The sequence below is a fragment of the Amycolatopsis sp. NBRC 101858 genome (genome assembly GCF_030269325.1).
In the GTDB taxonomy this organism is placed as follows: Bacteria; Actinomycetota; Actinomycetes; order Mycobacteriales; family Pseudonocardiaceae; genus Amycolatopsis; species Amycolatopsis ponsaeliensis.
On record NZ_BSTD01000007.1, the window covers coordinates 346,309 to 372,654 of the forward strand.

General features: G+C 72.2%; 17 protein-coding genes. 9 read left to right on the forward strand and 8 right to left on the reverse strand.

The annotated features are described in order from the left end of the window. Positions 1-21 precede the first annotated feature (21 nt). The 7 genes from QSK39_RS45030 to QSK39_RS45060 all read left to right on the forward strand — a co-directional run bounded on the left by QSK39_RS45030 (position 22) and on the right by QSK39_RS45060 (position 9,570). Positions 22-3,480, forward strand: a complete 3,459-nt coding sequence (locus QSK39_RS45030; protein ID WP_285483945.1) for a CHAT domain-containing protein — start codon at positions 22-24, stop codon at positions 3,478-3,480. Between the two features lie 254 nt (positions 3,481-3,734). Then, a complete protein-coding gene (gene fabG, locus QSK39_RS45035; protein ID WP_285483946.1) occupies positions 3,735-4,496 on the forward strand; it encodes a 3-oxoacyl-ACP reductase FabG in 762 nt (253 codons plus the stop codon). 5 nt (positions 4,497-4,501) lie between these two features. Next, entirely contained in the window at positions 4,502-4,954 is a 453-nt protein-coding gene (locus tag QSK39_RS45040) for a MaoC family dehydratase (RefSeq protein WP_285483947.1), read from the forward strand. Between the two features lie 104 nt (positions 4,955-5,058). Continuing rightward, on the forward strand, positions 5,059-6,075 hold the full coding sequence (locus tag QSK39_RS45045; protein WP_285483948.1) for a phosphotransferase family protein: 1,017 nt from the start codon (positions 5,059-5,061) through the stop codon (positions 6,073-6,075). Next, entirely contained in the window at positions 6,075-7,298 is a 1,224-nt protein-coding gene (locus QSK39_RS45050) for an acyl-CoA dehydrogenase family protein (RefSeq protein WP_285483949.1), read from the forward strand. The genes QSK39_RS45045 and QSK39_RS45050 overlap by 1 nt, the downstream gene beginning before the upstream one ends. After that, the gene (locus QSK39_RS45055) at positions 7,295-8,479 is read left to right on the forward strand and encodes an acyl-CoA dehydrogenase family protein (protein WP_285483950.1); all 1,185 of its coding nucleotides are present in this window, start codon (positions 7,295-7,297) and stop codon (positions 8,477-8,479) included. Before QSK39_RS45050 ends, QSK39_RS45055 begins: the two co-directional genes overlap by 4 nt. After that, positions 8,476-9,570: an acyl-CoA dehydrogenase family protein gene (locus QSK39_RS45060; protein WP_285483951.1), complete on the forward strand. Its 1,095-nt coding sequence runs from the start codon at positions 8,476-8,478 to the stop codon at positions 9,568-9,570. Before QSK39_RS45055 ends, QSK39_RS45060 begins: the two co-directional genes overlap by 4 nt. Before the next feature lie 51 nt (positions 9,571-9,621). Here QSK39_RS45060 and QSK39_RS45065 read toward each other — a convergent pair whose 3' ends face one another. From QSK39_RS45065 to QSK39_RS45075, 3 genes are all read right to left on the reverse strand, one after another. Beyond that, a complete protein-coding gene (locus QSK39_RS45065) occupies positions 9,622-12,810 on the reverse strand; it encodes an AfsR/SARP family transcriptional regulator (RefSeq protein WP_285483952.1) in 3,189 nt (1,062 codons plus the stop codon). Between the two features lie 66 nt (positions 12,811-12,876). After that, complete coding sequence (locus QSK39_RS45070) at positions 12,877-14,145, reverse strand: cytochrome P450 (protein ID WP_285483953.1); 1,269 nt, start codon at positions 14,143-14,145, stop codon at positions 12,877-12,879. A gap of 187 nt (positions 14,146-14,332) precedes the next feature. Further along, positions 14,333-14,686, reverse strand: coding sequence for a hypothetical protein (locus QSK39_RS45075; protein ID WP_285483954.1), 354 nt, complete (start codon positions 14,684-14,686; stop codon positions 14,333-14,335). Positions 14,687-15,573: 887 nt separating this feature from the next. Between QSK39_RS45075 and QSK39_RS45080 the strand changes: the two genes are divergently transcribed. Beyond that, complete coding sequence (locus QSK39_RS45080; protein ID WP_285483955.1) at positions 15,574-16,461, forward strand: alpha/beta fold hydrolase; 888 nt, start codon at positions 15,574-15,576, stop codon at positions 16,459-16,461. Here the strand turns inward: QSK39_RS45080 and QSK39_RS45085 are convergent. From QSK39_RS45085 to QSK39_RS45100, 4 genes are read right to left on the reverse strand one after another with little or no spacing between them, the layout of a single operon-like run. Further along, complete coding sequence (locus tag QSK39_RS45085) at positions 16,458-18,881, reverse strand: hypothetical protein (protein WP_285483956.1); 2,424 nt, start codon at positions 18,879-18,881, stop codon at positions 16,458-16,460. The genes QSK39_RS45080 and QSK39_RS45085 overlap by 4 nt on opposite strands. Positions 18,882-18,889: 8 nt before the next feature. Further along, a complete protein-coding gene (locus QSK39_RS45090) occupies positions 18,890-19,513 on the reverse strand; it encodes a TetR/AcrR family transcriptional regulator (RefSeq protein ID WP_285483957.1) in 624 nt (207 codons plus the stop codon). Between the two features lie 41 nt (positions 19,514-19,554). Further along, on the reverse strand, positions 19,555-20,523 hold the full coding sequence (locus QSK39_RS45095; RefSeq protein WP_285483958.1) for a phosphotriesterase family protein: 969 nt from the start codon (positions 20,521-20,523) through the stop codon (positions 19,555-19,557). A gap of 4 nt (positions 20,524-20,527) precedes the next feature. Next, positions 20,528-22,180 (reverse strand): AMP-binding protein, encoded by a 1,653-nt coding sequence (locus QSK39_RS45100; protein WP_285483959.1) that lies wholly within the window; start codon positions 22,178-22,180, stop codon positions 20,528-20,530. Positions 22,181-22,468: 288 nt separating this feature from the next. On the opposite strand from QSK39_RS45100, the gene QSK39_RS45105 reads away from it, so the two are divergent. Further along, positions 22,469-23,257, forward strand: coding sequence for a hypothetical protein (locus QSK39_RS45105; RefSeq protein WP_285483960.1), 789 nt, complete (start codon positions 22,469-22,471; stop codon positions 23,255-23,257). Positions 23,258-23,260: 3 nt separating this feature from the next. Here QSK39_RS45105 and QSK39_RS45110 read toward each other — a convergent pair whose 3' ends face one another. Then, positions 23,261-26,299 carry a glycoside hydrolase family 2 TIM barrel-domain containing protein gene (locus QSK39_RS45110; protein ID WP_285483961.1) on the reverse strand — a complete coding sequence of 1,013 codons (3,039 nt, stop codon included), beginning with the start codon at positions 26,297-26,299 and terminating at the stop codon, positions 23,261-23,263. Positions 26,300-26,346: the final 47 nt, after the last annotated feature.

The window sequence follows — 26,346 nt, forward strand, 5'->3', positions numbered from 1 at the left end:
GCTCGTCCAGAGACTGTTCGAGTGCTGGAGCTCTTCCACGACGACGACGGCGGTTCTGCTCTTTCGCCGGACGTTGCCGAGGCGATCGCCCATCTCCGTGGGGGACGCTCGAAAGAAGCGGCGAACGTCTTCAGGGACGTCGACGAAACCGGCTTGCTCGGTCGTCAGCTGACACTCTTCCACGACCAGGTCTGGTTTCCCGGCGGTTTCACTGCGGACGCCGAGGAATCGGTTCTGACGCAGGTCTTCCGCGACATTCCCGACAACGCGGATCCACTGTTCGCTGCGGCGACCGAACTCCAGATCAAATCGCACGCGTGGCGGTTCATGGTCCTCGGGTCGACGCGCGTCGACCCGGCGGCCGGGGTCGCGGCCGCCCGCCGCATGGTCGACGACTTGCTCGGCTGTCTGGACCGGCTCCGGCAGCGAGTGGGCGACGTGCTGACGGCTCGTGGTCTGCTCGTGGCAGCGGATGTCCTGCGGCTCGGCGGCGAAGAGGACGCTGCCGCCGAGTACTGCCGACAGGCGCACGACCGGTTCGCTGCCGAGGGCGACGACGCCGGGATCGGCGACTGCCATCTGTTCGTCGCCGATGCGGTACTGAGTCCGTGGTCTTCGCCGGAACTCATGGGCTTGGATCCGTGGGAGCTCACGCGACGGCCGCATGAGCCGCCGGCGGGGTCACGAGAACTCGTCGAAACGGCGTGCACGGACGCCGAGACTGCTTTCCGCCGGGCTGGGTCGAACCGCGGGCTTGCGGCGTCGTTGCTGAGACGGTGCTTCCTGGCGTCACTGAGCGACCGGACCGACGAGGCGGCCGAGCAGGCTGCCCGGGCGGGCGAGTTCGCCGCCGAAGCAGGCGACGACGCGTTCGGCTACCTCGCCGCGACCCACCGGCTCGTCGCGCTCGTTGCCGGCGGCCACGCGGGGTCCCTCCGCACCGAGTTGCCTGCCGAGGTCGCCACCTGGGCACGGACAGTCGGCAGTTCGAGCTATGTGAGAGCACTTGCAATGCTCCTACGCGGTACGAGCGGAAGATGGCTGCGAGCCGGTCGCCCGGAGCCGGCGCGGCTGTTGCTGGCGGTGGCGCTCGAGATCGCCGACGGGATCGGCCACGACGCCGAACGCTTGGCCTGTCTGAGCTCGACAGCCGAGCTCTACGGCGGGCTCAACAGCCGTGGGCCCGCCATCGGCACCCTGCACGGCGCGCTCCAGGACTACCTCGATGCCGGGACGCTGACGGTCGACGCATGGATGCAGGCGTCGAATCTCCTGGTCGCGCTCACCAACCAGTACGTCCGCGAAGGGCATCCTGGTGGGCTCGCCTGGTGCGAGGCCCGGGCAGCCGAGCTCGGCACACGGTGCCCCCTCGAGATCGCCGCGGAGGGCGACGAAGACGAGGATATTTTCAGCGCCACTCGTCGTCGCTTCGATGCACTGCCGGAGCTGGGCAAACGGCGCTTCACTGCCAACGGCGGCCCTCACCAGCCCGGGTTCGTCGAGACGATGGCCGCGCAGATCGCCGGCAGCCTACGCGACAGCGTCGCGCAGACTTCGGTTCTCGCTCCTGTCGCCGACGGCCTGGCGAAACGTCGCGCCGGGTTGGACGCGCTGGCCGACAACTGTTTCCGGAAGGCGCTCGACATTGCCACGAAGCTCGGTCCGCGGGGTGCATCGGTCCGGGCCGTTGCCTTGGCCGCCGCTCGCCGCTACGACGAAGTAGCAAAAGCCGTCCAGGAGACCACCATGCCGGCTGACCTGATGTCCGGCTTGCTGCTCCAAGCCCGCGCGTACGCTGCTGCCGCCGAGCTGCAGTCCGACTCCGAGCCGGCGATCCGCGCGGACGAACCGACCGGGTGGGAGGCCGTGCTGGCATCGGCCGAGACCGCGTTGCGGACCGGCGATTTCGGCCGCGCTCGTCGGCTGACCACGGAAGCCCGCGTCGCCTTTGAACGCCGACTCGGCACGTTGAGCCGGGACGCGTTCCGTGTCGCCTTCACGAACAGCACGAACGCGCGACAGCTGTATCAGCTCGCGGCGGAGACCGGCTTGCTCGATGGTGATGTCGCCGAGTCGTTCCGGCTGGGCGATCGGCTGCGATCCCTGCCCCTCGTGGCCCTGCTCGGCGAGCCCGATACTGTCGAGAAGACCCCCGTCCTCCGCTGGCGGCGCGCAAACGCGGCATGGTCTGCGGCGTATGACCTGTTCGCGTGGCAGGGAATGCGACCGGCGGCGGCTCGGGCCCACGGCTCTGATCCCGCCTTCGGCCTTCTGCCTCCTGAAACCAGTCCACGGGACCTGCTCGACGCGGCGCAGCTGGAGCTCGAAGTCGCCGAAGCGACCTTGAGTCTCCGGAGCGCGACAACGATCCCAGCGGCTCCCGATTTGGTCGAACTGCGTGCCGCGTTGGCTCCGGGCACGGTAGTCGTCCAGTACCTGCTGGCCGGCGATCGGCTGCTGATTTGGGCGCTGACCGAAGACGAGCTCGACGGCGTCGCCCTCCCGGTCGACACCGACCGCATCGCCGGACATGTCAACCGGGTACACGCGGCCTGCGGGGGACGGTACGTGCCCGGCGACGCCGAGGCGTCCCGGCAGGAACTGAGCCGGCTACTGCTCGATCCCGTTGCGAACCACCTGGAGGCGCACCGGCGGGCCGTGATCATCCCCTCCGGTGCGTTGAACCTCCTGCCGTTCTCCGTGCTGCAGTTCCGCGGCCAGGCGCTGGGTGGAAGTCATGTGCTGTCAATCCTGCCCGCGGCCAGTCTCTTGCCCCGGCTGGCCGGCATACGTGGCGAGGGCGCGGTGCTCGTCGTCGGCGACCCGCCCTCATCCGATCCGCGTCTGCCCCGGCTGCCCGCAACCCGCGTCGAGGCGCTGGGCGTTGCCCGGCACTACGACACCACTCCCCTGCTGGGCGACCAAGCCACCAAAGCGGCAGTCGCCGGCAGGCTGCCGGCCGTACGCATCGCACACCTGGCCACCCATGGGCTGGTCTCCGACATCGCGCCGACCGCGTCGGGGATCGTCCTCGACGGCGGAGAACGCCTGACCGTGACCGATCTGGCGGGGCTCGACCTCGACGCCGATCTCGTGGTGCTGAGCGCCTGCGACACCGGACGCGGCGAAGTCACCCTCGGCGGCGACGTCGTCGGACTCGCTCGTCAGCTTCTCGCCACCGGCGTGCGGTCCGCGCTCGTCTCGCTGTGGCCGGTCGATGACCTGTCGACGTGCGTCCTGATGGACGACTTCCATCGACGGTTGGCAGACGGTGAGCCCGCAGCCGAAGCTCTGCACGGCGCGCAGCAGTACCTGCGATCGCAGACCCGGGAAGAACTCCATGAACGGTACGCGGCCCTATGCGCGTCGGTCGGCGAAGCCGGAACCGACCCGCTTGTCGCCCGGAGATCAGCGACAGACGACGGCGCGCCGCTGCGGGCAGCCGAGTGGGCGGCGTTCGTCTTGATCGGCCGTCCGTAGCCCCGCCGTCGCTTACGGCGAGTCGCGGCGCGGACGCCTACTGCAGCTTCCAGCGGCAAGTCAAGAGCCGAGTGGAGCGGACTACCCGAAGCGGTTCGCCCAAGTGGACCAACCCCTCTCCCGCGCCAAGCCGCGGCTATGATCCTGCGCATGCCATCACCACTTTCGCGATCAGTCACGCGTATCCTCCAGAAAGCAACCGCTTAGTACGCTCGCGGGTACCGACCCGCTTTCTCAACGACGAGGAGGTCCCCGTGACCGATTCCCCTTCCCGTGTCGCCGTGGTCACCGGTGCCGGCCGCGGCATCGGTGCCGCCGTTGCGGCGCGGCTGGCCGATGACGGCTTCGCCGTCGCGCTGCTGGATCTGGACGAGGCCGGTGTCAAGCAGGGCGCCGAGGCCATCGTCACCGGTGGTGGCAAGGCCGTCGGTGTCGCGCTGGACGTCAGCGATGCCGAGCAGGTCGAGGCGGCCGTCACCCGCGTCGCCGACGAGCTCGGGCCGCCGGTCGTGCTGATCAACAACGCCGGCATCACCCGCGACAACCTGATCTTCAAGATGACCGAGCAGGACTGGGACTCCGTGCTCGGCGTGCACCTCAAGGGCTCGTTCCTGATGACCCGCGCGGTGCAGAAGTACATGACGCAGGAGAAGTACGGCCGGATCGTCAACCTGTCGAGCACCTCGGCACTGGGCAACCGCGGCCAGGTCAACTACTCCGCCGCGAAGGCCGGCATGCAGGGCTTCACCAAGACCCTCGCCATCGAGCTGGGCAAGTTCAACGTCACCGCCAACGCGATCGCGCCGGGCTTCATCGCCACCGACATGACCGCCGCGACGGCCGAGCGCCTCGGCATGGGCTTCGAAGACTTCAAGGCCGCGGCCGCGACGCAGATCCCGGTGCAGCGCGTCGGCACACCCGACGACATCGCCCACCTGGCCTCGTTCCTGGTCAGCGAGGGCGCCGGGTTCATCTCCGGCCAGGTCATCTACGCCGCCGGCGGACCGAAGGACTGAGGCAGATGCGCGAGTTCGCTTCTTTGGACGAGTTCGCCGCCGCGGTCGGCGAGCACCTCGGGTACAGCGAGTGGCACACGATCACCCAGGACCGGGTGAACAAGTTCGCCGACGCCACCGACGACCACCAATGGATCCACGTCGACGAGGCGATGGCGGCCGCGGGCCCGTTCGGCGGCACCATCGCCCACGGCTTCCTGACGCTGTCGCTGCTCTCGGCGTTCGGCCCGAAGATCTACAAGGTCAACGGCATCACGATGGGGATCAACTACGGCCTCAACAAGGTCCGCTTCCCGCAGCCGGTGAAGGTCGGCTCGAAGCTGCGCGCCGGCGCCGAGCTGATCGAGATCACCGACATCCCGGGCGGCAAGCAGGCGGTGTCGAAGTGGACGGTCGAGATCGACGGCGAGGCGAAGCCCGCTTGCGTCGCCGAATGGGTGACGCGGTTCCTCGCGTGAGGCCCGCCGGTGCGCCGCTTTCCCGGAAAGCGGCGCACCGGAGCCCGCTGTACCTCATACCGACTAGTCGGTATGCTCCCCCGCAGACTGCTTGAGGAGGTTCGATGAACCCGCCTGGACTCGACCTGGGCCGCCTGCGCGCCCACCTGGACGCGCACCGGCCCGGCCTGGTCGCCGGGGAGCTGACCGCGGACGTCGTGGAAGGCGGCCGGTCGAACCTCACCTACGTGGTGGGCGACGGCCGCTCGCGCTGGGTGGTGCGCCGCCCGCCGCTCGGGCACGTGCTGCCCACCGCGCACGACATGACCCGCGAGTTCCGGGTGATCTCGGGCCTGCGCGACACCGCCGTGCCGGTCCCCGAAGCCCTGCTGCTGTGCGAGGACGCGGACGTCATCGGGGCGCAGTTCTACGTCATGAGCTTCGTCGAGGGCACGCCCTACCGCACCGCGGACGAACTCGCGGAGCTCGGCGAAGCACGCACCCGGGCCATCGCCGACGCACTGGTCGACACGCTCGTCGACCTGCACGCCGTCGACCCGGCCACCGTCGGGCTCGGTGACTTCGGCCGGCCCGAGGGCTTCCTGGAGCGGCAGCTGCGGCGCTGGAAGAAGCAGCTCGACGCGTCCCGCAGCCGCGACCTGGACGGCATCGAGGAGCTGCACGACCGGCTCGCCGCGGCGGTGCCGGTGTCCGGGAAGCCGTCGATCATCCACGGCGACTACCGCCTCGACAACGTCCTCGTCGACGCCGACGACCGGATCTCGGCGGTGCTCGACTGGGAGATGTCGACGCTCGGCGACCCGCTGACCGACCTCGCGCTGCTGGTGGCCTACGCCGAGCGCGACAAGGTGTCGCTGCAGTTCGTCTCGAACGCCAGCTCGGCCCCGGGCTACCCGACCACCGACCAGGTCGTCGCCCGCTACGCCGAACGCTCGGGGCGCGACGTCTCGCAGCTGAACTGGTACGTCAGCTTCGCGTTCTTCAAGCTGGCCGTGATCCTGGAAGGCATCTACTACCGCTACCGCAAGGGCCAGACGGTCGGGGCGGGCTTCGAAGGCGTCGGAGAAGGCGTCCCCCTGCTCATCTCGCACGGCAACGAGATTCTCAAAGAGGAGAAGTAATGGACTTCGCGTTCGACGAGAAGACCGAGGAGCTGCGCGGGAAGCTCCTCGAGTTCATGGACTCGCACATCTACCCCGCCGAGCCCGTGTTCGAGCAGCAGCTCGCCGAACGCGACGACCCGTGGGCCATCCCGCCGGTCATGGACGAGCTCAAGGCCGAAGCCCGCAAGCGCGGCCTGTGGAACTTCTTCCTCCCCGGGGAACACGGCGCGGGCCTGACGAACCTGCAGTACGCGCCGCTGGCCGAGATCACCGGCCGCAGCATCCGGCTGACGCCGACCGCGCTCAACTGCGCGGCCCCGGACACCGGGAACATGGAAGTGCTGGCCATGTTCGGCAACGACGACCAGAAGAAGCAGTGGCTGGACCCGTTGCTGAACGGCGAGATCCGCTCCGCGTTCGCGATGACCGAGCCGGACGTCGCCTCCTCCGACGCCCGCAACATCGAGACCGCGATCCGGCGTGACGGCGACGAATACGTCGTCAACGGCCGCAAGTGGTACATCTCCGGGGCGATGAACCCCGCGTGCAAGATCTTCATCGTCATGGGCAAGACCGACCCGGACGCCGCGCCGCACAAGCAGCAGAGCATGATCCTGGTCCCGCGCGACACCCCGGGCCTGACGGTCAAGCGCGGCATGCACGTCTTCGGCTACGACGACAGCGACCACGGCGGCCACGCCGAAGTGCTGTTCGAGGACGTCCGCGTGCCGGTCGAGAACCTCATCGCCGGCGAGGGCGACGGCTTCGCGATCGCCCAGGCCCGCCTCGGCCCCGGCCGCATCCACCACTGCATGCGTGCCATCGGCATGGCCGAGCGCGCGCTGGAGCTCATGTGCCGCCGCGCGATCTCGCGCGAGGCGTTCGGCAAGCCGATCGCGCAGCAGGGCGTCGTGCAGGACTGGATCGCCGAGTCGCGCGTGAAGATCGAGCAGCAGCGGCTGCTCGTGCTCAAGACCGCGTGGCTGATGGACACCGTCGGCAACCAGGGCGCGCACACCGAGATCCAGGCCATCAAGATCTCCACCCCGATCACCGTCGAGTGGATCCTCGACAAGGCCGTGCAGGTGCACGGCGCGGGCGGCGTCAGCCAGGACTTCCCCCTCGCCGCGATGTGGGCGGGCAACCGCACGCTGCGGCTGGCCGACGGGCCGGACGAGGTCCACAAGCGGTCGCTGGCCCGGCGTGAACTGAAGAAGTACCTCTCGGAGGGCGCGAAGTGACTGTCACCGCCGAAGACCTGACCCGCCAGGCGACCGAGTTCCTGGCGTCGCACGACCCGAAGACCACGGACCGGATGGACTTCCTGCGGGCCCGGTACGACGCCGGCCTCGCCTGGATCCACTTCCCCGCCGGCCTCGGCGGGCAAAACGCGCCACGCGCCCTGCAGTCCGTTGTGGACGGTGTGTTCACCGAAGCGGGCGCCCCGGACAACAACCCGCGCCGGATCGGCATCGGCCTCGGCATGGCCGCGCCGACCATCCTCGCCTTCGGCACCCCGGAGCAGCACGAGCGCTTCCTGCGTCCACTGTGGACCGGCGACGAGGTGTGGTGCCAGCTGTTCAGCGAACCGGGCGCCGGCTCGGACCTCGCGGCCCTGGGCACGCGGGCGGTGCGCGACGGCGACGACTGGATCGTCACCGGCCAGAAGGTGTGGACGTCGGGCGCGCACGAGTCGCAGTGGGCGATCCTGGTCACCCGCACCGATCCCGATGTACCCAAGCACCAGGGCATGACGTACTTCCTGTGCGACATGACGGCGCCGGGCGTCGAGGTCCGGCCATTGCGCCAGATCACCGGCGAGGCCGAGTTCAACGAGGTCTTCCTGACCGAAGTCCGGATCCCGGACACGCAGCGCCTCGGCGCCGTCGGCGAAGGCTGGAAGGTCGCGCAGACCACGCTGATGAACGAGCGCGTCGCGATCGGCGGGCACGTCCAGCCGCGTGAGGGCGGGCTGATCGGGATCGTCACGAAGACCTGGCGCGAGCGGCCCGAGCTGCGCACACCGGAGCTGCGTGACCGGCTCGTGCAGCGCTGGGTCGAGGCCGAGACGCTGCGGCTGGCCGGCACCCGGCTGCGCCAGCAGCTGACCAAGGGCGCGCCCGGGCCGGAGGGTTCGGCCATGAAGGTCGCGTTCTCGGAGCTGAACCAGGCGCTCACCGGCTTGGAGGTCGAGCTGCTCGGCGAAGAGGGCCTGGCCTACGACGACTGGACGTTCCGGCGCCCGGCGATCGTCGACTTCACCGGCCGCGAAGCCGGCTACCGCTACCTGCGCGCGAAGGGGAACTCCATCGAGGGCGGCACCTCGGAGGTCCTGCGCAACATCATCGCCGAGCGCGTGCTGGGGCTGCCCTCGGAGCCGCGCGTCGACAAGGACGTCGCCTGGAAGGACCTCCCCCGATGACCGACCTGCTGTATTCCGACGTCGAGGAAGACCTGCGGGCCTCCGTCCGGGACCTGCTCAAGGCGAAGGCCACTCCCGAGGCGCTGCTGGCCCGCGTCGAGACGGCCGAGGGCTACGACCTGAAGCTGTGGCGGACGCTGGCCGACGAGGTCGGCGTGGCCGGGCTGGCGGTCCCCGAAGAGCTGGACGGGCACGGCGCGTCCGCCCGCGAGGTGGCCGTGGTGGCCGAGGAGCTGGGCCGCAGCGTGGCGCCGGTGCCGTTCCTGGGCAGCGTGGTGCTGGCGACGACGGCGCTGGTCCGCGCGGGCGCGGACGACTTCGTCCGCCGGCTCGCGACGGGTTCGGCGATCGGCGCGCTGGCCGTGCCGCTGTCGACGGCGCCGGGTGCGGGCTTCCCGTCCTCGGTGACGGCCTCGCCGGACGGCACGCTTTCCGGCCGGGTGGGCACGGTCGCCGACGCGTCGGTGGCGGACCTGCTGGTCGTCCCGGCCGCGGGCCCGGACGGGCCGGGGCTGTACGTCGTCTCGGCGGCCGACGCGACGGTGTCGGAGCTGGTGTCGTTCGACCTGACGCGCCGGGTGGCCGACGTGGAGCTGTCGAACGCGCCGGCGACGCTCGTGGCATCGGGCCCGGACGCGGCTTCGGCGCTGGAGGAGGCGCTGCTGTTCGGGGCGGGGATCCTGGCGTCGGAGCAGACCGGTGTCGCCGAATGGGCGTTGACGGAGACGGTGTCGTACCTGAAGGGCCGGTACCAGTTCGGCCGCCCGGTGGGCGGGTTCCAGTCGCTCAAGCACCGGCTGGCGAACCTGTACACGGACCTGGTCCTGGCCCGCGCGGCGGCGCGTTATGCGGCGGATTCCCTGGCCACGGGCACCGACGTGCCGATCGCGGTGGCGGTGGCGCAGGCGCGCAACGGCCCGATCGCGGTGAAGGCCGCGGAGGAGGCGATCCAGCTCCACGGCGGGATCGGGATGACGTGGGAACACCCGGCGCACCTGTACCTGAAGCGGGCGAAGGCGGACGAGCTGGCGCTGGGGACGCCGGGCAAGCACCGGGCCCGGCTGGCCGAGCTGGTGGACCTGCCCGCCTGACCCAAAGTCCGTGAATGCCACGTTGAGGGCCTTGGTCCCCCAACGTGGCATTCACGGCTTTCGGGAGCCGGACAGCAGGCGGCGGGCTTCGGCCAGTGCGGGAGCGGCGCCGGCCGCGGCGAGGAGCTTTTCGGCCTCGCGCCAGCACTTTCGGGCCGCTTCAGGGCCGGTGGTGACGGCGCGGGCGCTGCCGAGGACCAGCAGGGCCCATGCCTCGCCCAAGCGGTGGCCCGCCTGGCGGAAGCCGTCGAGCGCGCGGGCCGCTTCGGTTTCGGCGCGCTCCGGGTGGCCGCCGGTGAGGGCCGTGGTCGCCAGGGTCGTCCGGGCTTGTTCGGCCAGCAACCGGAACCCGCCTTCTTCGGCGGTGCGCAGGGCCGACTCCGCGTCCGCGGCCGTGATGTCCACAGAGGACATACCGATCGCCGTCGTCAGCTCGCCGCGGAGGTAGCAGATCTTTTCCGCCAGCGCGTGGGCTTCGCCGTAGTCGGCGAGTGCGGCCGCCGCGTCGCCGGTCTGGCGGTGGAGGTCGCCGAGGGCGCTGAGCGCGTCCACCTCGAAGCGCTGGTTACCCGCTTCGCGCGCCACCGTCACCGCGAGCCGGACGGCCGGCCAGGCCCGCGCGACGTCGCCGGTGACCCGGTGGACCGCCGCGAGCCGCACGAGCGCGTCGGCCTCGTCGTCGCGGGAACCCAGCTCCCGCAAGGCATCCAGGGCTTCGGTGAGCGCGGCGAGCGCGCGGGGCAGGTCGCCGGACACGCGGTAGCCGTAGCCGAGGTTGCACTGCGCGATCGCTGCCGCGTGGGGTGAGCCGAGCCGGCGGCAGAGCTCCAGCGCCTGCTCGTTGTGCCGGATGCCCTCGGCGAGCTCGCCGTGCTCCATCAGCACGGCACCCAGGTTGATCAGCCCGTTCGCGGCCCGGATCGGCGTGCCGTGCCGCCGGGCGCCGGCCAGCGCCGCCGTGAAGTGCTCGACCGCCCGGTCGAGCCGGCCCAGGTCGAGGTGCACGACGCCGAGGGCGTGCAGCACCGAGTCCGCGCCGTCGCGGGCGCCGGCGACCCGGTAGGACGCCTGGGCGGCTTCCAGCTCGGTGAGCGCGGCCGGGTAGTCGCCGCGGCTCCAGGCCAGCGCGCCCAGGCTGTGCCGCATCGCGCCCGCCGCACGCTCGTCCCCGGCCCGCCGCGCCGCGGCCAGCCCCGCGGTCGCGGCCGCCTGCCACTCCGCGTCGAGCCGGTGCGAGTGGAAGAACCCGCGCAGCAGGTCCGCCGCCTGCCAGGCGAACGGCCCGGTCGCCGACCGGATCGCCGCCAGCAGGTTCGCGTGCTCGGCCAGCAGCCAGCGGCGGGCTTCGGCCGGTTCGGCGGCCTCGGTGCCGCCGGGCGAGCCGGACAGCAGCTGAAGATCCGGGTAGAGCGCGGCCGCCGCCCGGGCCCCGGTGCGCAGGTAGTGCTCGAGGAGCCGGTCGAGGGCGGCCGCCCGGTCCGCTTCCGGCAGGCCGTCGCGGGCGCGGGCGATCGCGTACCCGCGGAGCAGGTCGTGCAGCCCGAACCGGTCGTCGCCCCGGGACTGCACCAGGTGGCTCGCGGCCAGCTCCCGCAGGAGCGCACCGGCCCGGACGTCGTCGGCCCCGGCCAGCGCCGCCGCGCTCGGCACGTCGATGTCGGCGCCCGGCACCAGCCCGAGCAGGCGGAAGAACCCCGCGGCGGCCGGGGAAACGGCGTCGAACGAGAGGTCGAAGGCCCGGCGCACCCCCAGCTGCTCGGCGCCGGGCACCGCCAGCCGCGTCACCAGGTCGGGCCCGGCCAGCTCGGCGAGGTAGCCGCGCAGCGACCGGTCCGGCCACAGCGCCAGGTTCGCCGCGACGATCCGCAGGGCCAGGGGCAGCCCGGCACACAGCCGCACCAGTTCGCGCGCCGCGTCTTCCTCCGCGTGCACCCGGTCCGGTCCGACGACCGCGGCCAGCAACGCCAGCGAGTCCTCCGGCGGCAGCTCGGCCAGCTCGACGCGCCGGGTGTCCACCGTGGCGGTCAGGCCGCCGAGCCGGTCGCGGCTGGTGATCAGCACCGCGCAGCCGGGGCTGCCGGGCAGCAGGGCGCGGACCTGGTCCGGGCCGGCCACGTTGTCCAGCACGATCAGCACCCGCCGCTCGGCCAGCACCGACCGGTACAGCGCGGCGGCGTCGGCGAGCTCGGTCGGAACGTGCCCCGGCCGGACGCCGAGCGCGTGCGAAAACCGGGTCAGCACCTCGATCCCGGCGAGCGCCGGGAGCGTCGAACTGCCCTGGAGGTCGACGAAGAGCTGGCCGTCCGGGAAGTGCCGGGCGGCCCGGTGCGCCCAGTGCACGGCGGCGGTCGTCTTGCCGACGCCGGCCGGCCCGACCAGCAGCGCGATCGGCGGGTGCGTGGCGGCCGGCCGGTCCGGCCCCAGCACCGCGTCCAAAGTGGACATCAGAGTGGCCCGGCCGGCCAGCGCCCCGACGTCCGGCGGCAGCTGGCGCGGCCGGAACCGCGCTCGCGCGGCGGCGGGCTCGCCGGCCAGTACCGCCTGGTGGGCGTGCCGCAGCCGCTCGCCGGGGTCGATCCCGAGCTCGTCGGCGAACCTCCGGTGCACCGTGCGGTACACCTCGAGCGCGTCGGCGCGGCGCCCCGAGCCGTGCAGGGCCTCGAGGTACAAGGCCCAGAACGCCTCTTGCCAGGGGTGTTCGCCGGCCAGCCTGCCCAGCTCGGCGGTGACCTCGGCGTGGCGCCCGAGCTCGAGGCTCACCTCGAAGAAGCGTTCCTGAGCCCACAGCCGCTCTTCGGCGGGCCCGGCCTCGACGCGGCCCAGGATCTCCGCCGGGAGGTCGGCGAGCAGCGGGCCGCGCCAGCAGGCGAGGGCGTCGGCGAGCAGCGCGCGTTCGGCCTCGGGCGCGGGCTCCGCGCGGGCGTCGGCGAGCAGCCGGCGGAAGCGCAGCAGGTCGTGCCGCTCGGGCCGCGCGTGCAGCAGGTAGCCGGTCGGCCGGGTCTCGACGACGCCGTCGCCGAGCACCCGCCGGAGCCGGACGGTGTGCACCTGGATGCTCTTGCGCGCGGTCTCCGGCGGATCGTCGCCCCACAGCAGCTCGGTGAGCCGGTCGAACGACACGATCGCGTTCGCCCGCAGCGCCAGGACGGCGAGCAGCGCCCGCACCTTCGGCCCGTTGACCGGCACCGGAACGCCGTCGCGCAGGACCCGCAACGGTCCCAGCACCCCGAATTCGAGCACTTCTCCGCACCCCCCGCTGACCGGTCAAACCGGTCATTCCCGGTCACGAGGGTAGCGGGAAAAGGATCACCCGAGCGGAACGGGCCGCACCACGGGCGGGGCGAGCAGCGAGCCGAACACGGGATCGGGGTCGACGACCTGCAGGCCCTGGCCGTCGAGGACGTCCGAGCAGGCGACCACCCGGGCGGTCACCCGGTTGACGAACCGCGACCCGACGCACGCGGCGCTGCCGAAGCCGTAGGGCAGGTAGCGGGCTTTGTAGCCCTCGGGTGGCCGGTCCCACCGCTGCGGCCGGTACTCCCCCGGCTCGGACCAGAAGTCCGGGTCGCGGTGCAGCAGGTAGGTGCACAGGTAGAGCCGATCGCCGGGGACGAGGTCGACGCCGCCCAGCTCGGTCGCCTCGGTGACGGTACGGGCAAGCTGCCAGGCGACCGGCCACAGGCGGAGTGCCTCGCGGACGCGGTGCTCGGCTGGCGCGGCTTCCGCCGTTTGCCGGACTGTGTCGATCGGGGCGGGGTGCTCGGGCGCGGCGCCTGCTCGCGGCCGCAAGACCGTGCCGATCGGGTCGGGCTCCCGGGCAGGCCGCTCGGCAGGCGCGGCATCCACCGGCTGCCCGGCCGTGCCGATCGGGTCGTGCTCCCGAACGCGCGGGCGCAGGATCGTGCCGGCCGGGGTGCCGGGGTGCCAGCCGCGGTCGAGCAGGATGGTCCAGGCGGCCACCATCGACGCGGCCCGGCAGACCGCGCCGACCAGGCCGTGCAGGGCGAGCGCGACGTCGTCCGAAGCGCCGAGCGTCGCCCGGAACGCTTCGGGAAGCGCGGCGTCGTTGCCCGCCGCCCAGCGGTGGAGCGTGGCGTCGGCCCGGCTGTGCGCGAGCCGTCCCCGCAAGCGCCGCAGCGTCGAGCCGGCCCGATCGAGTCCGTCGGAGGCCGCCAGCGCGTCCCGCAACGGTGCTTGGGGCAGGCCGGGAAAGAGCTGGTCGCCGAACAACCGGAGGTACACGCCGGCGAGCGCGCCGGGCCACGACCCTCGCGAGGCTGCCAGTTCGGCCCTGATCGCGTCGTCCGGGACGGCTTGCCAGGCCCGGTCCAGCTCGCGCCCCAGCGCGGCGTTGACCGGGCGGCTGCGGTCGGACCCGGGCACCCAGTCGGCGACAGCACCGAAGGTGGCCGCCTTGGCTTCGAACGGGCGGGTGGTCGAGGCGAGCGCGGTGCGGACGAGGTCGTCGCCGGACACGAGGTAGCGGCCCGGCCCGAACGGCCGGATCGGCCGCCGGTCGTCCGCCCAGCCGGCGAGCGTCGGCAGCGGGTCGGCGAGGATGGCGGTGGTGCGCACGGAAGTCTCCCGCGGAGGCGGCCGTGCCCGCGGCGGAAGCCGCCGCGGGCACGGGGGTGATCAGTAGATTTCGTAGTAGATGACCCAGGTGTTGCCGAGCCGGCGGTTGCGCACGCTGCGCACCACGGAACGGGTGAAGAAGCGGATCGTCGTCATGGCTGTTCTCCTCTTTCCCAGTGGGTGTTCACTACCAGCGGAGGCCGATGTTCGACGGGCCCGCGGGCCCGGAAACGACGCCCTCCAGTTCGCCGGCCGGCACGCCACGGCAGACCCACGACTGCGGGCCGCTTTCGGCGGCGAAACCGGTCCGGCAGACCACACCGCCCGGGCCGCGGACGACCCATTCGGCGGGTCCGCTTCCGTGCACGTCCGCGTCGACCGACAGGGTTCCGCCCGGGAACCAGACCGGTGGGGTGACGCAGGCGCTGTCGGGGCAGGTGCTCGAGACGCCCCCTTGTTCGGCGGCCGACGCGACCGGCCCGGCGAAGACGCTCGCCACGACCGCGCCCACGACCAGCGCGCACTTCAGTGTGCTGTGCATGGATTTCCCCTCTTCCCGGGGCGGCACTGCGCGTTCCCAGCCCGGCAGTGCGCATCGCGACCGCGACGCGGAACGTGGTTCCCCCGAAGCCCCCTCCGATGCCAGACGGCCGCCGTTCCCCGGCATCCCCCCACGCCGTGGCCCCCAGTACCGACGGCCGGCCGCCTGACGAACCCGATCTTGCCGGGCGGCGGCTAAAGCCGGGTAAAACCGCGGGTGGGCGGGTAGTCGGGGCGTGGTGGAGACCCGCCCGGCCGCCGCCGCGCGGACCCGCCGGCCGGTGAGGTCGCAAGCCGGTCAGGCGGACAAGTCGGCCCAGTGGACCGGCGCTACCGGCGGCCTGGCGAGGTGGGCCGTGCGCGGGCGCGGCACGAGGGGCGCGGCGGGCAGCGCCGGTGCCGGTGCGAGGTATGCGGTGCAAGGCGCGCGGGGCTCGGTGCAAGGGGCGCGGCGGGCAGTGCGCGGCGCGAGGGGCGCGGTGGGCGGCGCGGAGCGCGGCACGAGGGCGCAGCGGGCAATGCGGTGCCGGTGCGCGGCGCGAGGGGTGCGTTGGGCCGTGCCGGTGCGGCGGGTGCGGTGCGGAGCCACCCCGAGCGCGCGGGCGCGGCGAACACCACCCACCCCGCTCCGCCACCCCGATCCCGCGCACCGGGCACTCGGGCGCCGGGCGCCGGGCGCCGGGCGCCACCGACCCTCCGCCACCACCCCCGCCCCGCCCCGCCCCGCCCCAACTCGCCCCCATTTCGTGAATACTCTTCAGATTCTTTCGTATTTTCGCTCATCTGAGCGAAAATTCTGTGAGCCAGACCACTCAAGAGGCAAAAGGGTGGCAAAAGTGCCCGGCTTCCCATGGTTCTCCCCACCCGTCGGGATCTAGCCTGGGCGCCATGGAATTCGCCGTCGCGCCGACGGATGCCGGTGGGCCCGCCGCCTTGGAAGAAATGACCGTCGTCGTCGGGGGTCATCGGCACAGTGCGCTCGCGGCCGGGCCCGAAACCGGCGAACTCGTCCTGCTGCTGCACGGCTGGCCGGAATTCGCCGATGCCTGGACCGAGCAGCTGCACTCCCTCGGCGAAGCCGGTTACCGCGCCATCGCCGTCGACCAGCGCGGCTATGCCCGCCAAGCGCGTCCCGACGGGGTCGAGCACTACTCGATCGAGCACCTGGTCGACGACGCCCTCGCCTTCGCCGACAGCCAGGGTGCCGACCGGTTCCACCTGGTCGCCCGGGACTGGGGCGGCATGGTCGCCTGGGCGCTGGCCACCGCGCACCCCGGCCGGCTGCGGTCGCTGACCGTGCTGTCGACCCCGCACCCGTCCGCTCTCCAGCGCGCCGCCGCCACCGACGACGGGCAGTTCCACGACCTCGGCTACATCCGCTTCTTCCGGCGCGGCGTCGGCAAAGCCGAGAAATTCCTCTTACGCGACGAAGCCGCACAATTACGCGCTGTCTACAACCGCCGGATTCCCGTCGAATTCGTCGAGAGCGCGGTCGCCCGCCTTTCCGAACCGGGCGCGCTGACCGCGACGCTGAATTGGTACCGCGGCGCCACGAACGACGTATTCGACGTCCCGGCCGGCCGCATCACCGTGCCGACGCTCTACCTGTGGGGCAGCGAGGACCCGTACCTCGGCCAGAGCGCCGCGGAGCTGACCGTCCACCACATCGACGCCGAGTACCGCTTCCAGATCATCGAGGGCGCGAGCCAGTGGATGGCGATGGAAGCACCCGACGAGGTCAGCGCCCTCCTGCTGGACCACCTCCGGCTGCACTAGCCGGTCTTGCGGACCAGCCCGGTGTAGCCGACCAGCGCGAGCGTGGCCAGCGCCCAGATCGCGGCCTGCACCAGCCAGATCGCCACGGTGAACCACTGCCCGGCGGCGATCCCGGTGTTGAGGTCGCACCGCCCGCGCACCCCCGGCGACAACGGCAGCCCGCGGTCCAGGCCGACGCCGATCAGCTCCACGGTCGTGCACGGCGTCCCACGGGCGGCCGTGAGGTCCGAGGTGTGCTCGGCGGCGCGATGACCGGCGTCGCCGACGTGCCCGGCCCAGAGCCCCAGTCCCCCGGCGGCGACCACGGCGAGCAGCAACGCGGCCGCCGTCCGCCGGGCGCGGTAGCCGTACCCGGCGAGGGCGCCCCACAGCCGGTGGAACCGCCGGGCCGGCCAGCCGCCGATCGCCTCGGGAGCGCGCCGGTGGAGGTCCCGCTGCTGGGCGATGAGGATCTGCCGGGCGTTGCCGTCGTGCCCGGCGGCCCGTTCCGCCGCGGCCAGCCGCTGGTAGGGCCCGGGCCGGTACGCGGTGGTGTGGTCCCGGATCAGGTCGAGCCACTCGCGCCAGGTGGCGTCACCGAGCGAGCCGAACCGGAAGCCGTCGAGGTCCACCCGGCCGGCCGGGCCCACCAGTTCGGCGGGGAGGAAGACCGGCCCGTCGACGACGGCGTCCTCGAGGTCCACGAGGGTTCCCCCGTCGCGGTGGGCCAGTTCGGCGCCGGTGAAGCTCAGCTGACCGCCGACGTGCGTCCCGAGCAGGTGGATCGTGGGGTCCTCGCCGGCGCTGGTCCCCCGCAGGCCGCTCAGCATCAGGCTGTCCCGGACCTCGCACCGGTCGGCGACCAGCACCGGTCCCGCGTCGTTCGTGACGGCGGCGCCGGCGAGGGTGGCCGAGCCCTGGACCCGGGCCGACCGCAGGCTCAGCGCACCCAGCTCGGACGAGCAGGTCACCTTCACTTCGACGAGCTCGAGGTAGCTGCCGACCCGCAGGTCGTCGGCGCTGAAGGCGGGGCCGGTCGCGTTGGCCAGTTCCGCGCCGGGGAGCCGCAGCTGGCTGCCGACCTCGGCGTCGTGCAGCCGGAGCGCCCCCTCCTCCCCCGCTCCGGCGACGGACACGCCGGTCAGGTCCAGGTTGCCGCCGACGTGCAGGCCGTCGGCGTACAGCGCCGGGCCGGCGTCGTTGGTGATCCGGGCGCCTTCGAGGTACAGCTCGCCGGCGATGCGGGCGCCGAGCAGGCGGACCGTGCCCGGTTCGCCGGAGCCGGCCGCGCTGGTCTCCTGGAGGTGGGCGTTGCCGTCGACCCGGAGCCGGTCGCCGCTCAGCGCCGCCCCGGAGTCGTTGGCCAGCTCCATGCCCTCGAGGTAGCAGTTCCCGCCGATGTGCGCACCGAGCAGGCAGAGCGCGCCGTACTCGCCGGAGCCGCGCACTTTCATGCCTTCGCCGGAGAAGCTGTCCTCGACCCGGATGCTGTCGGCGCTCAGCCCCCGGCCGCCGCTGCTGGTGATCGCCGCGCCGCCGAGCTCGATCTGGCCGGCGATCCGCGCGCCGACCAGGTCGATCGCGGCACCGGCGGCGGTCACGGTGACACCGGCGAAGCGGAGGTCGCCGGCCCGGAGGCGGTCGGCCGCCAGCCCGGGCCCGCTGTCGTTGGTGAGCACGGCCGCCCCGAGCGCGACCTCACCGGACACGTGGGCACCGAGCAGGCGGACCGCGCCGTCCTCACCGGCGCCGGTCACCGTCGCGCCGGCCAGGCGCAGGTCGCCGTCGACGACCACGCCGTCCGCGTGCAGGGCGGGCCCGGACTCGTTGGCCAGCACCGCCTCGTCCAGCGAGAGCTCACCGGACACGTGGGCACCGAGCATCCGGACCGCACCGAGGTCACCGGCGCCGGTCGCCCGCAGGCCACGGCCTTTCAAGCTCCGGCTTTCCCCGGAGTCGAAGTACACCGCGGGACCGTCGCTGCTGCGGACCTCCGCGTCGGTGAGGATGGTCAGGCCGTCGACGCGGGCAGCGCGCAGGCAGATCACGCCGAACTCGCCGGAGCCGGTCGCGCGGACCCCGCTCAGGTCGAGGTCGTGGTCGACCCGGACGCCGGTGCCGTCGAACCCGGCGATCCGGCTGCCGGACAGGTCGAGCCACGGGAGCCGGGCCCGCCGCGCGCTGATCGTGTTCACGGCCACGCACTCGACCAGCGCGAGACCCACTCCGGCTTCGACGTGGTCGAGGTCGAGCGTCCCGGCGATCCGGGCGCCCTCGACCCGCACCCCGCGCGGGTCCACCGGACCGCGGAGGCCGAGCAGCAGCTCGCGCAGCACCACGGCCCGCACCGGAGCGTCGGTCACGTGAACGAGGCCGCGACGGGCGGCGTCGACCAGCTCCCGCTCCGCTCCGGTCAGCTTGTCGAGAACGGGCAGCGTCACCCCGTCAACTAACCAGGTGGGCGGAGCGCGTCCAGGAGCAGGTCCGCGTAGTGGTCACCCACCTGCCGCGCCGACAGCGTGCCGCCGCGGCGGTACCACGAGCCCAGGTGGTGGACCGAGCCGAAAAAGAAGTCGACCACCACGTCGGCCGGCTTGTCCGTGCGGAACTCGCCCGAGGCCTGCCCTTCCTCGACCAGGCCGCGGAAGCGCTCGTGGTACTTGCGGCGCTCGGCGCGGACCGCCTTCTGCTTGTCCGGGGACAGCTGGTGCATCGACTGCAGGAAGATCGTGTTGTCGTCGAGGTTGTCGATGCTGGACACGACCACGTCGGACGCCGCCGCGCCGAGGCGTTCGCGCAGCGGGGCGTTCGACGACGCGACGCTCTCCAGCTGGCGGGTCTGCTCGCGCAGGACCCGGGCGTAGATCTCGTAGAGCAGGTCGTCCTTCGAGCCGAAGTAGTGGTACATCGCGCCCTTGGTGACGCCCGCGGCCTCGACGATCTCCTGGACGGACGTGCGGTCGAAGCCCTTCTTGGCGAACAGCTTCGTGGCGTGCTCCAGCAGCCGGCGCGGCACGGCGGCCTGGTCTTCGCCGGAGGCTTCGCCCGGCTTGCGGGTGCTTGCTCGGGTCACGGCAAGACCCCCTTCTCAAGTCGAACGCACAGGATAACGGCTCAGTCGCGCCACGACAGGAACCGCCGCGGGTTGTCGACGAGCATCGTCGTGATGTCCGTTTCGGTCACCCCGCGCTCCCGCAACGCGGGCAGCACGTCCCGCGTGATGTGCAGGTAGTGCCAGTTCGGCGTGAGCACCGGCAACTGCTCGGCGGGCAGCCAGTCGATGTAGCAGGACGCGTCGTGCGAGAGCACCATGCTGCCCGCGTAGCCGCGTTCGCACATCGCCGCGACCGTGTTCACGCGCTCCTCGAACGGCAGCAGCAGGTCGAGCCCGAACCGGTCCATGCCCAGCAGCGACCCGCGGTCGGCCAGCTCGGTCAGGTAGCCCAGGTCCGTCGAGTCGCCGGAGTGCCCGACCAGCACGCGGCTCAGGTCGACGCCCTCGTCGGCGAAGATCGCCTGCTGCTCCAGCCCGCGCCGCGTGCCGGCGTGCGTGTGCGTCATGATCGGCGCGCCCGTCTCGGCGTGTGCCTTCGCCACCGCGCGCAGCACCCGTTCGACGCCGGGCGTCACGCCGGGTTCGTCGGTGGCGCACTTGAGCAGCCCCGCCTTGACGCCGGTGCCCGCGATGCCCTCGCGGAGGTCCCCGACGAACATCCCGACGAGCGGGTCCTCGCCCTGCAGCATCGTGCCCGGCCCGCGGAAGTGCAGGTAGTGCGGCACGTCGTGGTAGGTGTAGAGCCCGGTGGCGACGACGATGTTGACGTCGACCTCGGCGGCGACCCGCTGCACGCGCGGGATGTAGCGGCCGAGACCGATCACCGTCGGGTCGACGATCGTGTCGATCCCCGCGTCCTTCAGCTCCTTGAGCCGCCGGATCGCTTCGGGGACGTGCTCGTCCTCCTTGAAGCCTTCGTGCTCCGGGTAGTTGGCGGCGAATTCGGGGCTGAGCACGAAGAGGTGTTCGTGCATCAGGACCTTGCCCAGCGCTTCCGGCGCGATCGCGCCGCGGACCGTCTCGACCACCGCGTTACCCCCGGGCCCGCAGTTCGCGGCGCAGGATCTTGCCGCTCGTGGTCTTCGGCAGCTCGTCGAGGACTTCGATCGTGCGCGGGTACTTGTAGGCGGCGAGCCGTTCCTTGCACCAGGCCACGAGTTCCGCCGGGTCGGCGGTGACACCGGGCGCGGGGCTGACGTAGGCCTTGACCGTCTCGCCGCGGTACTCGTCGGCGATCCCGACGACGGCGGCTTCGCGCACCGACGGGTGCGTGTACAGGACGTCTTCGACCTCGCGCGGCCAGACCTTGAAGCCGGACGCGTTGATCATGTCCTTCTTGCGGTCGACGACGTAGACCCAGCCGCGCTCGTCCATGAACCCGATGTCGCCGGTGAGCAGGCGCCCGCCGGGCAGCGCCTCGGCCGTCGCGTCCGGGCGGTTCCAGTAGCCGGAGACGACCATCGGGCCCTCGACGGCGATCTCGCCCGGCTGCCCGAACGGCAGCTCTTCGCCGTTCTCGCCGAGGATCCGGACGATCGTGTCCGGTACCGGCAGGCCGATCGAGATCGTGCCGGACTCCGGGTCGATCGGCGCCTCGAGGGTGCCGGGGACGACGACGCAGCCGGCCGTCGTCTCGGTGAGGCCGTAGCCGTTGTGGATGTAGTGCCCGGTCTTCGCGCGGAACGCCTCGACGACGGCGGGCGGCAGCGCGGCGCCCCCGGAGTACAGCAGGGCGAACGACGCGAAGTGGTCGCGGCTGAAGGACGGGTGGGCCATCAGGGCCATGTAGGCCGTCGACGGCCCGACCGTGTACGACGGGCGGTGCTCGAGGAAGGCGTCGAGCACCACCCCGGCGTCGAAGCGGTAGGCGAGGGCGAGCGTGCCCGCGATGTCGATGGCGGAGCCGACTTCGCAGACCATGCCGGTGATGTGGAACAGCGGCGCCAGCCCGAAGAGCGTCGAGCCTTCGGGGAGCCCGCTGAACGAGCCGAGGCCGGCGGCGTTGGTGCCGATGTTGCCGTGGGTGTTGGTCGCGCCCTTGGGTGTGCCGCTCGTGCCGGAGGTGTAGCTGATCAGCGCGGTGTCGTCGAGTGCGAAGGCGGGCTCGGGCGGCTTCGGGCCGGGGGTCGCGGCGGCTTCGAGGAGCTCGGTGGCTCCCGGGGTCTCTTCGCGGGTGACCTTGCCCAGCACGCGTTCGTCGTCGCGTGTCTGGAACTCCAGCTCGCTGGTGGTGAGCGTGATGCCGACGCCGTTTTCGGCCGCGGTCTTGCCGATGTAGGCGTTCCAGCCGCGCTGCGAGCAGACGACCGCCTTGACCCCGGCGTCGGTGAAGACGTGGGTGAGCTCGCGCTCGCGGTACATCGGGTTGACCGGCACGACGATCCCGCCGGCTTTCCACGCGCCGAGCAGCGCGATGACGAACTGCGGGATGTTCTGCAGCACCAGGGCGAGCCGGTCGCCGCGGGCGAAGCCGTTCTCCGTCAGGTGGCGGGCGACGCCGTCGGAAAGTTCGTCGACCTCGCGGTAGGTCAGCCGGGCGTCGAAGTAGGCGATCGCGGCCCGGTCGGGGACGCGGTCCACCGCGCGGCGGAACGACTCGGGCAGCGTCGTCGGCTTCGCCGGTTCCGCGGTCCGCGCCCGTTCGTCGTAGCTCGCGAGCCAGGGCTTCGCGTCGTACCAGCTCATCCAGTGACCTCCCTTGGACACCGACCGGTCGGTATGGCGACGCTAGGAGGCCGTGGCGGTCCGCGTCAAGACCCGGCTGTCGCGAGGAAATGCAGAACTCGCGTTTCACCGGTGAATACGGACGCCGGTTCGAAATGGTTCACCATCTCTCTATTTCTCGCCGCGCTCTGGACAAATCCCTGGTGGAGCCGCCACGATGGCTTCCGCGGCCGGCTCGGCCGCACCATTCGGAACAACCGCGCGCTGCCCGTGTGGACCCTCTATGTTCACGCTAACTTGGAGTGATTCATGCCTGCTACCGGTGGACGACACCGCCTCTCGCGGCGGACGAAGATCGCGACGGCGGCCCTCGGCCTCGGGATCGCGGCCGGAGCGCTGGTGATCGCGACGACCGTCGGCGACCCCGGCGCCGCCAATGCCGCCACGGGTGGGCAGATCACCTGCCCCGACGTCGCCTCGCAGCTCCCCGCGATTCCCGCTCAGGCCCAGGCCGAGGTCCAGCGCAACCTCGACCTGCTGAACACGCAGATCGCCGAAGCGAACAACCGGCTCGTCAGCACCGCGGGCCAGGGCGGCCCGAACTTCGTGCAGAACGCCATCCTCGGGCCGCTGGCCGACAAGCGGACGTCGACGATCGACCGGATCGCCATCGCCATCGGCCGCCAGGGCGAGAAGCCGCAGAACCTCGGCGGGCTCGCCGCCTGCTCACTGGGCGGGCAGGCGAACACCGGCACGGTCTCGACCGCACCCGCCCAAGGCACCGGCAACACCGGGAACGCGGGCGGAACCGCCGGGCAGATCACCTGCCCCGACGTCGCTTCGCAGCTCCCCGCGATTCCCGCCCAGGCCCAGGCCGAGGTGCAACGCAACCTCGACCTGCTGAACACGCAGATCGCCGAAGCCAACAACCGGCTCGTCACCAGCGCCGGTGAAGGTGGCGCGAACTTCGTCCAGAACGCGATCCTCGGCCCGCTCGAAGACAAGCGCGTCGCGACGATCAACCGCATCGCGACCGCGATCGGCCGCACCGCCGACAAGCCGCAGGGGCTCGACGCGCTCGCGCCCTGCAGCCGGTGAGGGTCAGCGGGCCAGCAGGGTGCTGATCCGGAGGAACGTCCGGGTCGTCATCGTGACCCGCACTTCCGTGGTGGTGACCGGCTCGAACGAGAACGTCGTCGGGTCGTTCGATCCGGTCCCCCACGTGATCTTCAGGCCGCGCACCGGCACGAACCCGCGGTCCGTGCGGCAGGCGACCTCGACCGCGTCCGGCCGGCCGTGCCGGGCGTCCACGACGAAGTTCGCCGTGAGCGCGCCGAAGCGCTGCGGCCTCGGCCAGACCAGGGACACCCAGTCCCCGGGCCGCGGCCGGCTCACCGCGGGCAGCGCCGCGGTCGCCTGCTTGACGTAGAAGTTCGACCAGCCGGTGGCCGGGTCGCCGTCCAGCATCGCCGCGGGCAGCGTGTCCGGGGCGCCCGAGTAGCTCGCGTCCGCGGCCAGGACGACCGGCGCTTCCGGCCGGTCGACGGCTCGCGCGCCGGGGCCGTTGCGCTGCCCGAGGTTCGTCCCCGGCACCGTGATCCTCCCCGGCGTCAGGCCCGGCGCGCTCGCCGTGACGGTGATCGGGCCCCGGCCGCCGGTCGCGGCGATGACGGCGACGGCCTGGCCGTGGAACGCCGGGATCGACGGCTGCTGGTAGCTCTGCGCGAGCTCCTGCCGGCCGTTGTCCACCCCGGCGACCCGACCCGGCCCGCCGACGGTGAAGCGCAGCACCGGGTCGGCCCCGGGCACGACGACGCCGCGGGAGTCCACGACCGACGCCGTCACGAACGCCATGGCGCCCTCGCCACGCGGCTCGGCGGCGAGCGTGACCGCGTGCGGCGGCCCGGCCGTCACCAGCTTGTCCCGGGCGACTTCGCGCCCGCCGGACCGGGCGATCGCGGTGAGCGTGCCGGGTTCGAACGGCACCGTCCACGTCAGGTGCAGCTTGCCGGAACTGCCGTTCGGGCTGGTGTAGCTGCCCGAGGGGTCGTTCTTGTCGTCGCCGGCGGGCTCGGTCGTCTCCAAGTACGGCCGTCCGTCCACAGTGGTCTTCCGGTCGAACTTCTTGGTACCCAGGGACTTCCCGTTGAGCACCAGCTCGACGGTGTCCACAGTGGAGTAGACCCACACGGCGACGGGTTCGCCGGGGCGGTGGGTCGTCCAGTCCATCGGCGTCAGGTGCACCATCGGCGCGGTGGTCCACTGGCTGCGGAAGAGGTGGAACGCGTCCTTGGGCAGGCCCGCGCTGTCGACCGCGCCGAAGAACGACGTCTTGACCGGGAAGACGTCGTACGGCGTCGGCTCGCCCAGGTAGTCCTGGCCGGCCCAGAGGAACTGGCCCTGGCAGAACTTCCGGTCGCGGTCCTTCTTCAGCGAGTACTCGCCGCTGAACGTCCACGAGGCCAGGTTGTTGTCGTACGACGACGTCGCGCGCTTGCCCGGCGTGTGGTTCTCGCCCGTGTTGAGCAGGTCCGGGTCCTGGTAAGCCCCGCGCGTCGAGGTCTCCGACGACGACTCGGACTCGAAGAAGAACTTGTCCGGGTAGGCCGCGTGCAGGCCGTCGATCGACTGGGCGGTGTTGTAGTTGACGCCGAGCCCGTCGAGCTGCCGCAGGATCAGGTCCTGCGGCGAGCCGGGCGCGGGCACGCTCCGGTAGCGGTCCGAGCCCATGATCACCGGCCGGGTCGGGTCGATGCCGCGGACGGTTTTGATGAGGCCGGCCGCGATCTCCGGGCCGCCTGCCATCGACGCGTCCGGCACCTCGTTGCCGATCGACCAGAGCACGACCGACGGCGAGTTCTTGGCCGCGTGCACCATTTCGGCGATGTCGCGCGCGCTCCACGCGTCGAAGTCGCGGTGGTAGTCGAACTCGACCTTCCCGGTCCGCCAGCAGTCGAACGCCTCGACCATCAGCAGGATCCCGAGCCGGTCGCAGGCCGCCACCAGCTCGGGCGCGGGCGGGTTGTGCGCGGTCCGCAGCGCGTTGACGCCCATCGCGAGCATCAGCCGCAGCTGCCGCTCGAGCGCGGCGGGGTCGATCACGGCGCCGAGCGCGCCCTGGCTCGCGTGCAGGTTGACCCCGCGCAGCTTCATCGGCACACCGTTGAGCGAGAACCCGTTGCCGGGGTGGAACTCGGGGTGGCGGAAGCCGAAGTCGGTCGTGGTCGTGTCGAGCACCTGCCCGGCGACGACGACGTCGGTGCGGACGCGGTACAGCCGGGGGTTCGCGACCGACCACAGCCGCGGGCCGGCAACGGTCTGCGTGGTGACCGCGGTGGTGGTCTTGCCCGCGGGCACCGGCACGGTCGCCGAGCCCTTCGCCACCACGCGGCCCGCGGCGTCGGTGACGGTGGTGCGGACCTCGGCCGCCAGCGCCCCGGCGGAGTCGTTGACGACGTCCGTGGCCACCTTGACGGTGCCGCGGCCGGCGGCGATGTCGGGAGTGGTGACGAAGGTGCCGTGCCGGGCGACGTGCACCGGCTCGGTGACGACCAGCCGGACTTTGCGGTAGATGCCGCTGCCCGAGTACCAGCGGCTGCTGGGCAGCGGGTTCACCGCCCGCACGGCGAGGGCGTTCGGGGTCCGGCCGTCGGTGTGCAGGCGGCCGGTGAGGTCGAAGGCGAAGCCGGTGTAGGCGTACGGGTGGTTGCCGAGCAGCTCGCCGTTCACGTGAACATGCGCGTCCGAATAAACACCGTCGAACTCGACCGACACGCGTTTGCCGGCGACCGAGGGCGGCAGGGTGAACGTCTTGCGGTACCAGCCGAGGCCGCCGCGGAAGAAGCCGGAGCCGCTCTGGGTGCCGTCCGCGGTGGGCGGAAGCTCGATGCTCCAGTCGTGGGGGACGTCGACGATCTGCCAGGCTTCGTCGCGGAAGGCCGGGTTCGCGGCGTCGGCGAAGCGGCCGTCCGGGTCGCTGACGCCGTCGGGGTTCGCGAGGACGAAGCGCCACCCGGCGGTCAGGTCGATGCTGCGGCCGGCACTCGTTCCGGCGGCCGCGGCGACCGGCGCGAGGGCCGAGGCCACGACGGCGGCGCCGGCTCCGCCCAGGACTTGACGTCTGCTCGGGGTCTGCGGCATCGGAGAAGTCCCTTCCAGCGGCGTCGCGGGCGGAAAGGACTATCGCA

Excerpts from the sequence above, each read along its gene's own strand:
- QSK39_RS45100 (WP_285483959.1), bottom strand. The coding sequence starts at position 22,180 with ATGAGCTGGTACGACGCGAAGCCCTGGCTCGCGAGCTACGACGAACGG.
- QSK39_RS45060 (WP_285483951.1), top strand. The coding sequence starts at position 8,476 with ATGACCGACCTGCTGTATTCCGACGTCGAGGAAGACCTGCGGGCCTCC.
- QSK39_RS45075 (WP_285483954.1), bottom strand. The coding sequence starts at position 14,686 with ATGCACAGCACACTGAAGTGCGCGCTGGTCGTGGGCGCGGTCGTGGCG.
- QSK39_RS45050 (WP_285483949.1), top strand. The coding sequence starts at position 6,075 with ATGGACTTCGCGTTCGACGAGAAGACCGAGGAGCTGCGCGGGAAGCTC.
- QSK39_RS45105 (WP_285483960.1), top strand. The coding sequence starts at position 22,469 with ATGCCTGCTACCGGTGGACGACACCGCCTCTCGCGGCGGACGAAGATC.
- QSK39_RS45040 (WP_285483947.1), top strand. The coding sequence starts at position 4,502 with ATGCGCGAGTTCGCTTCTTTGGACGAGTTCGCCGCCGCGGTCGGCGAG.
- QSK39_RS45080 (WP_285483955.1), top strand. The coding sequence starts at position 15,574 with ATGGAATTCGCCGTCGCGCCGACGGATGCCGGTGGGCCCGCCGCCTTG.
- QSK39_RS45110 (WP_285483961.1), bottom strand. The coding sequence starts at position 26,299 with ATGCCGCAGACCCCGAGCAGACGTCAAGTCCTGGGCGGAGCCGGCGCC.
- QSK39_RS45045 (WP_285483948.1), top strand. The coding sequence starts at position 5,059 with ATGAACCCGCCTGGACTCGACCTGGGCCGCCTGCGCGCCCACCTGGAC.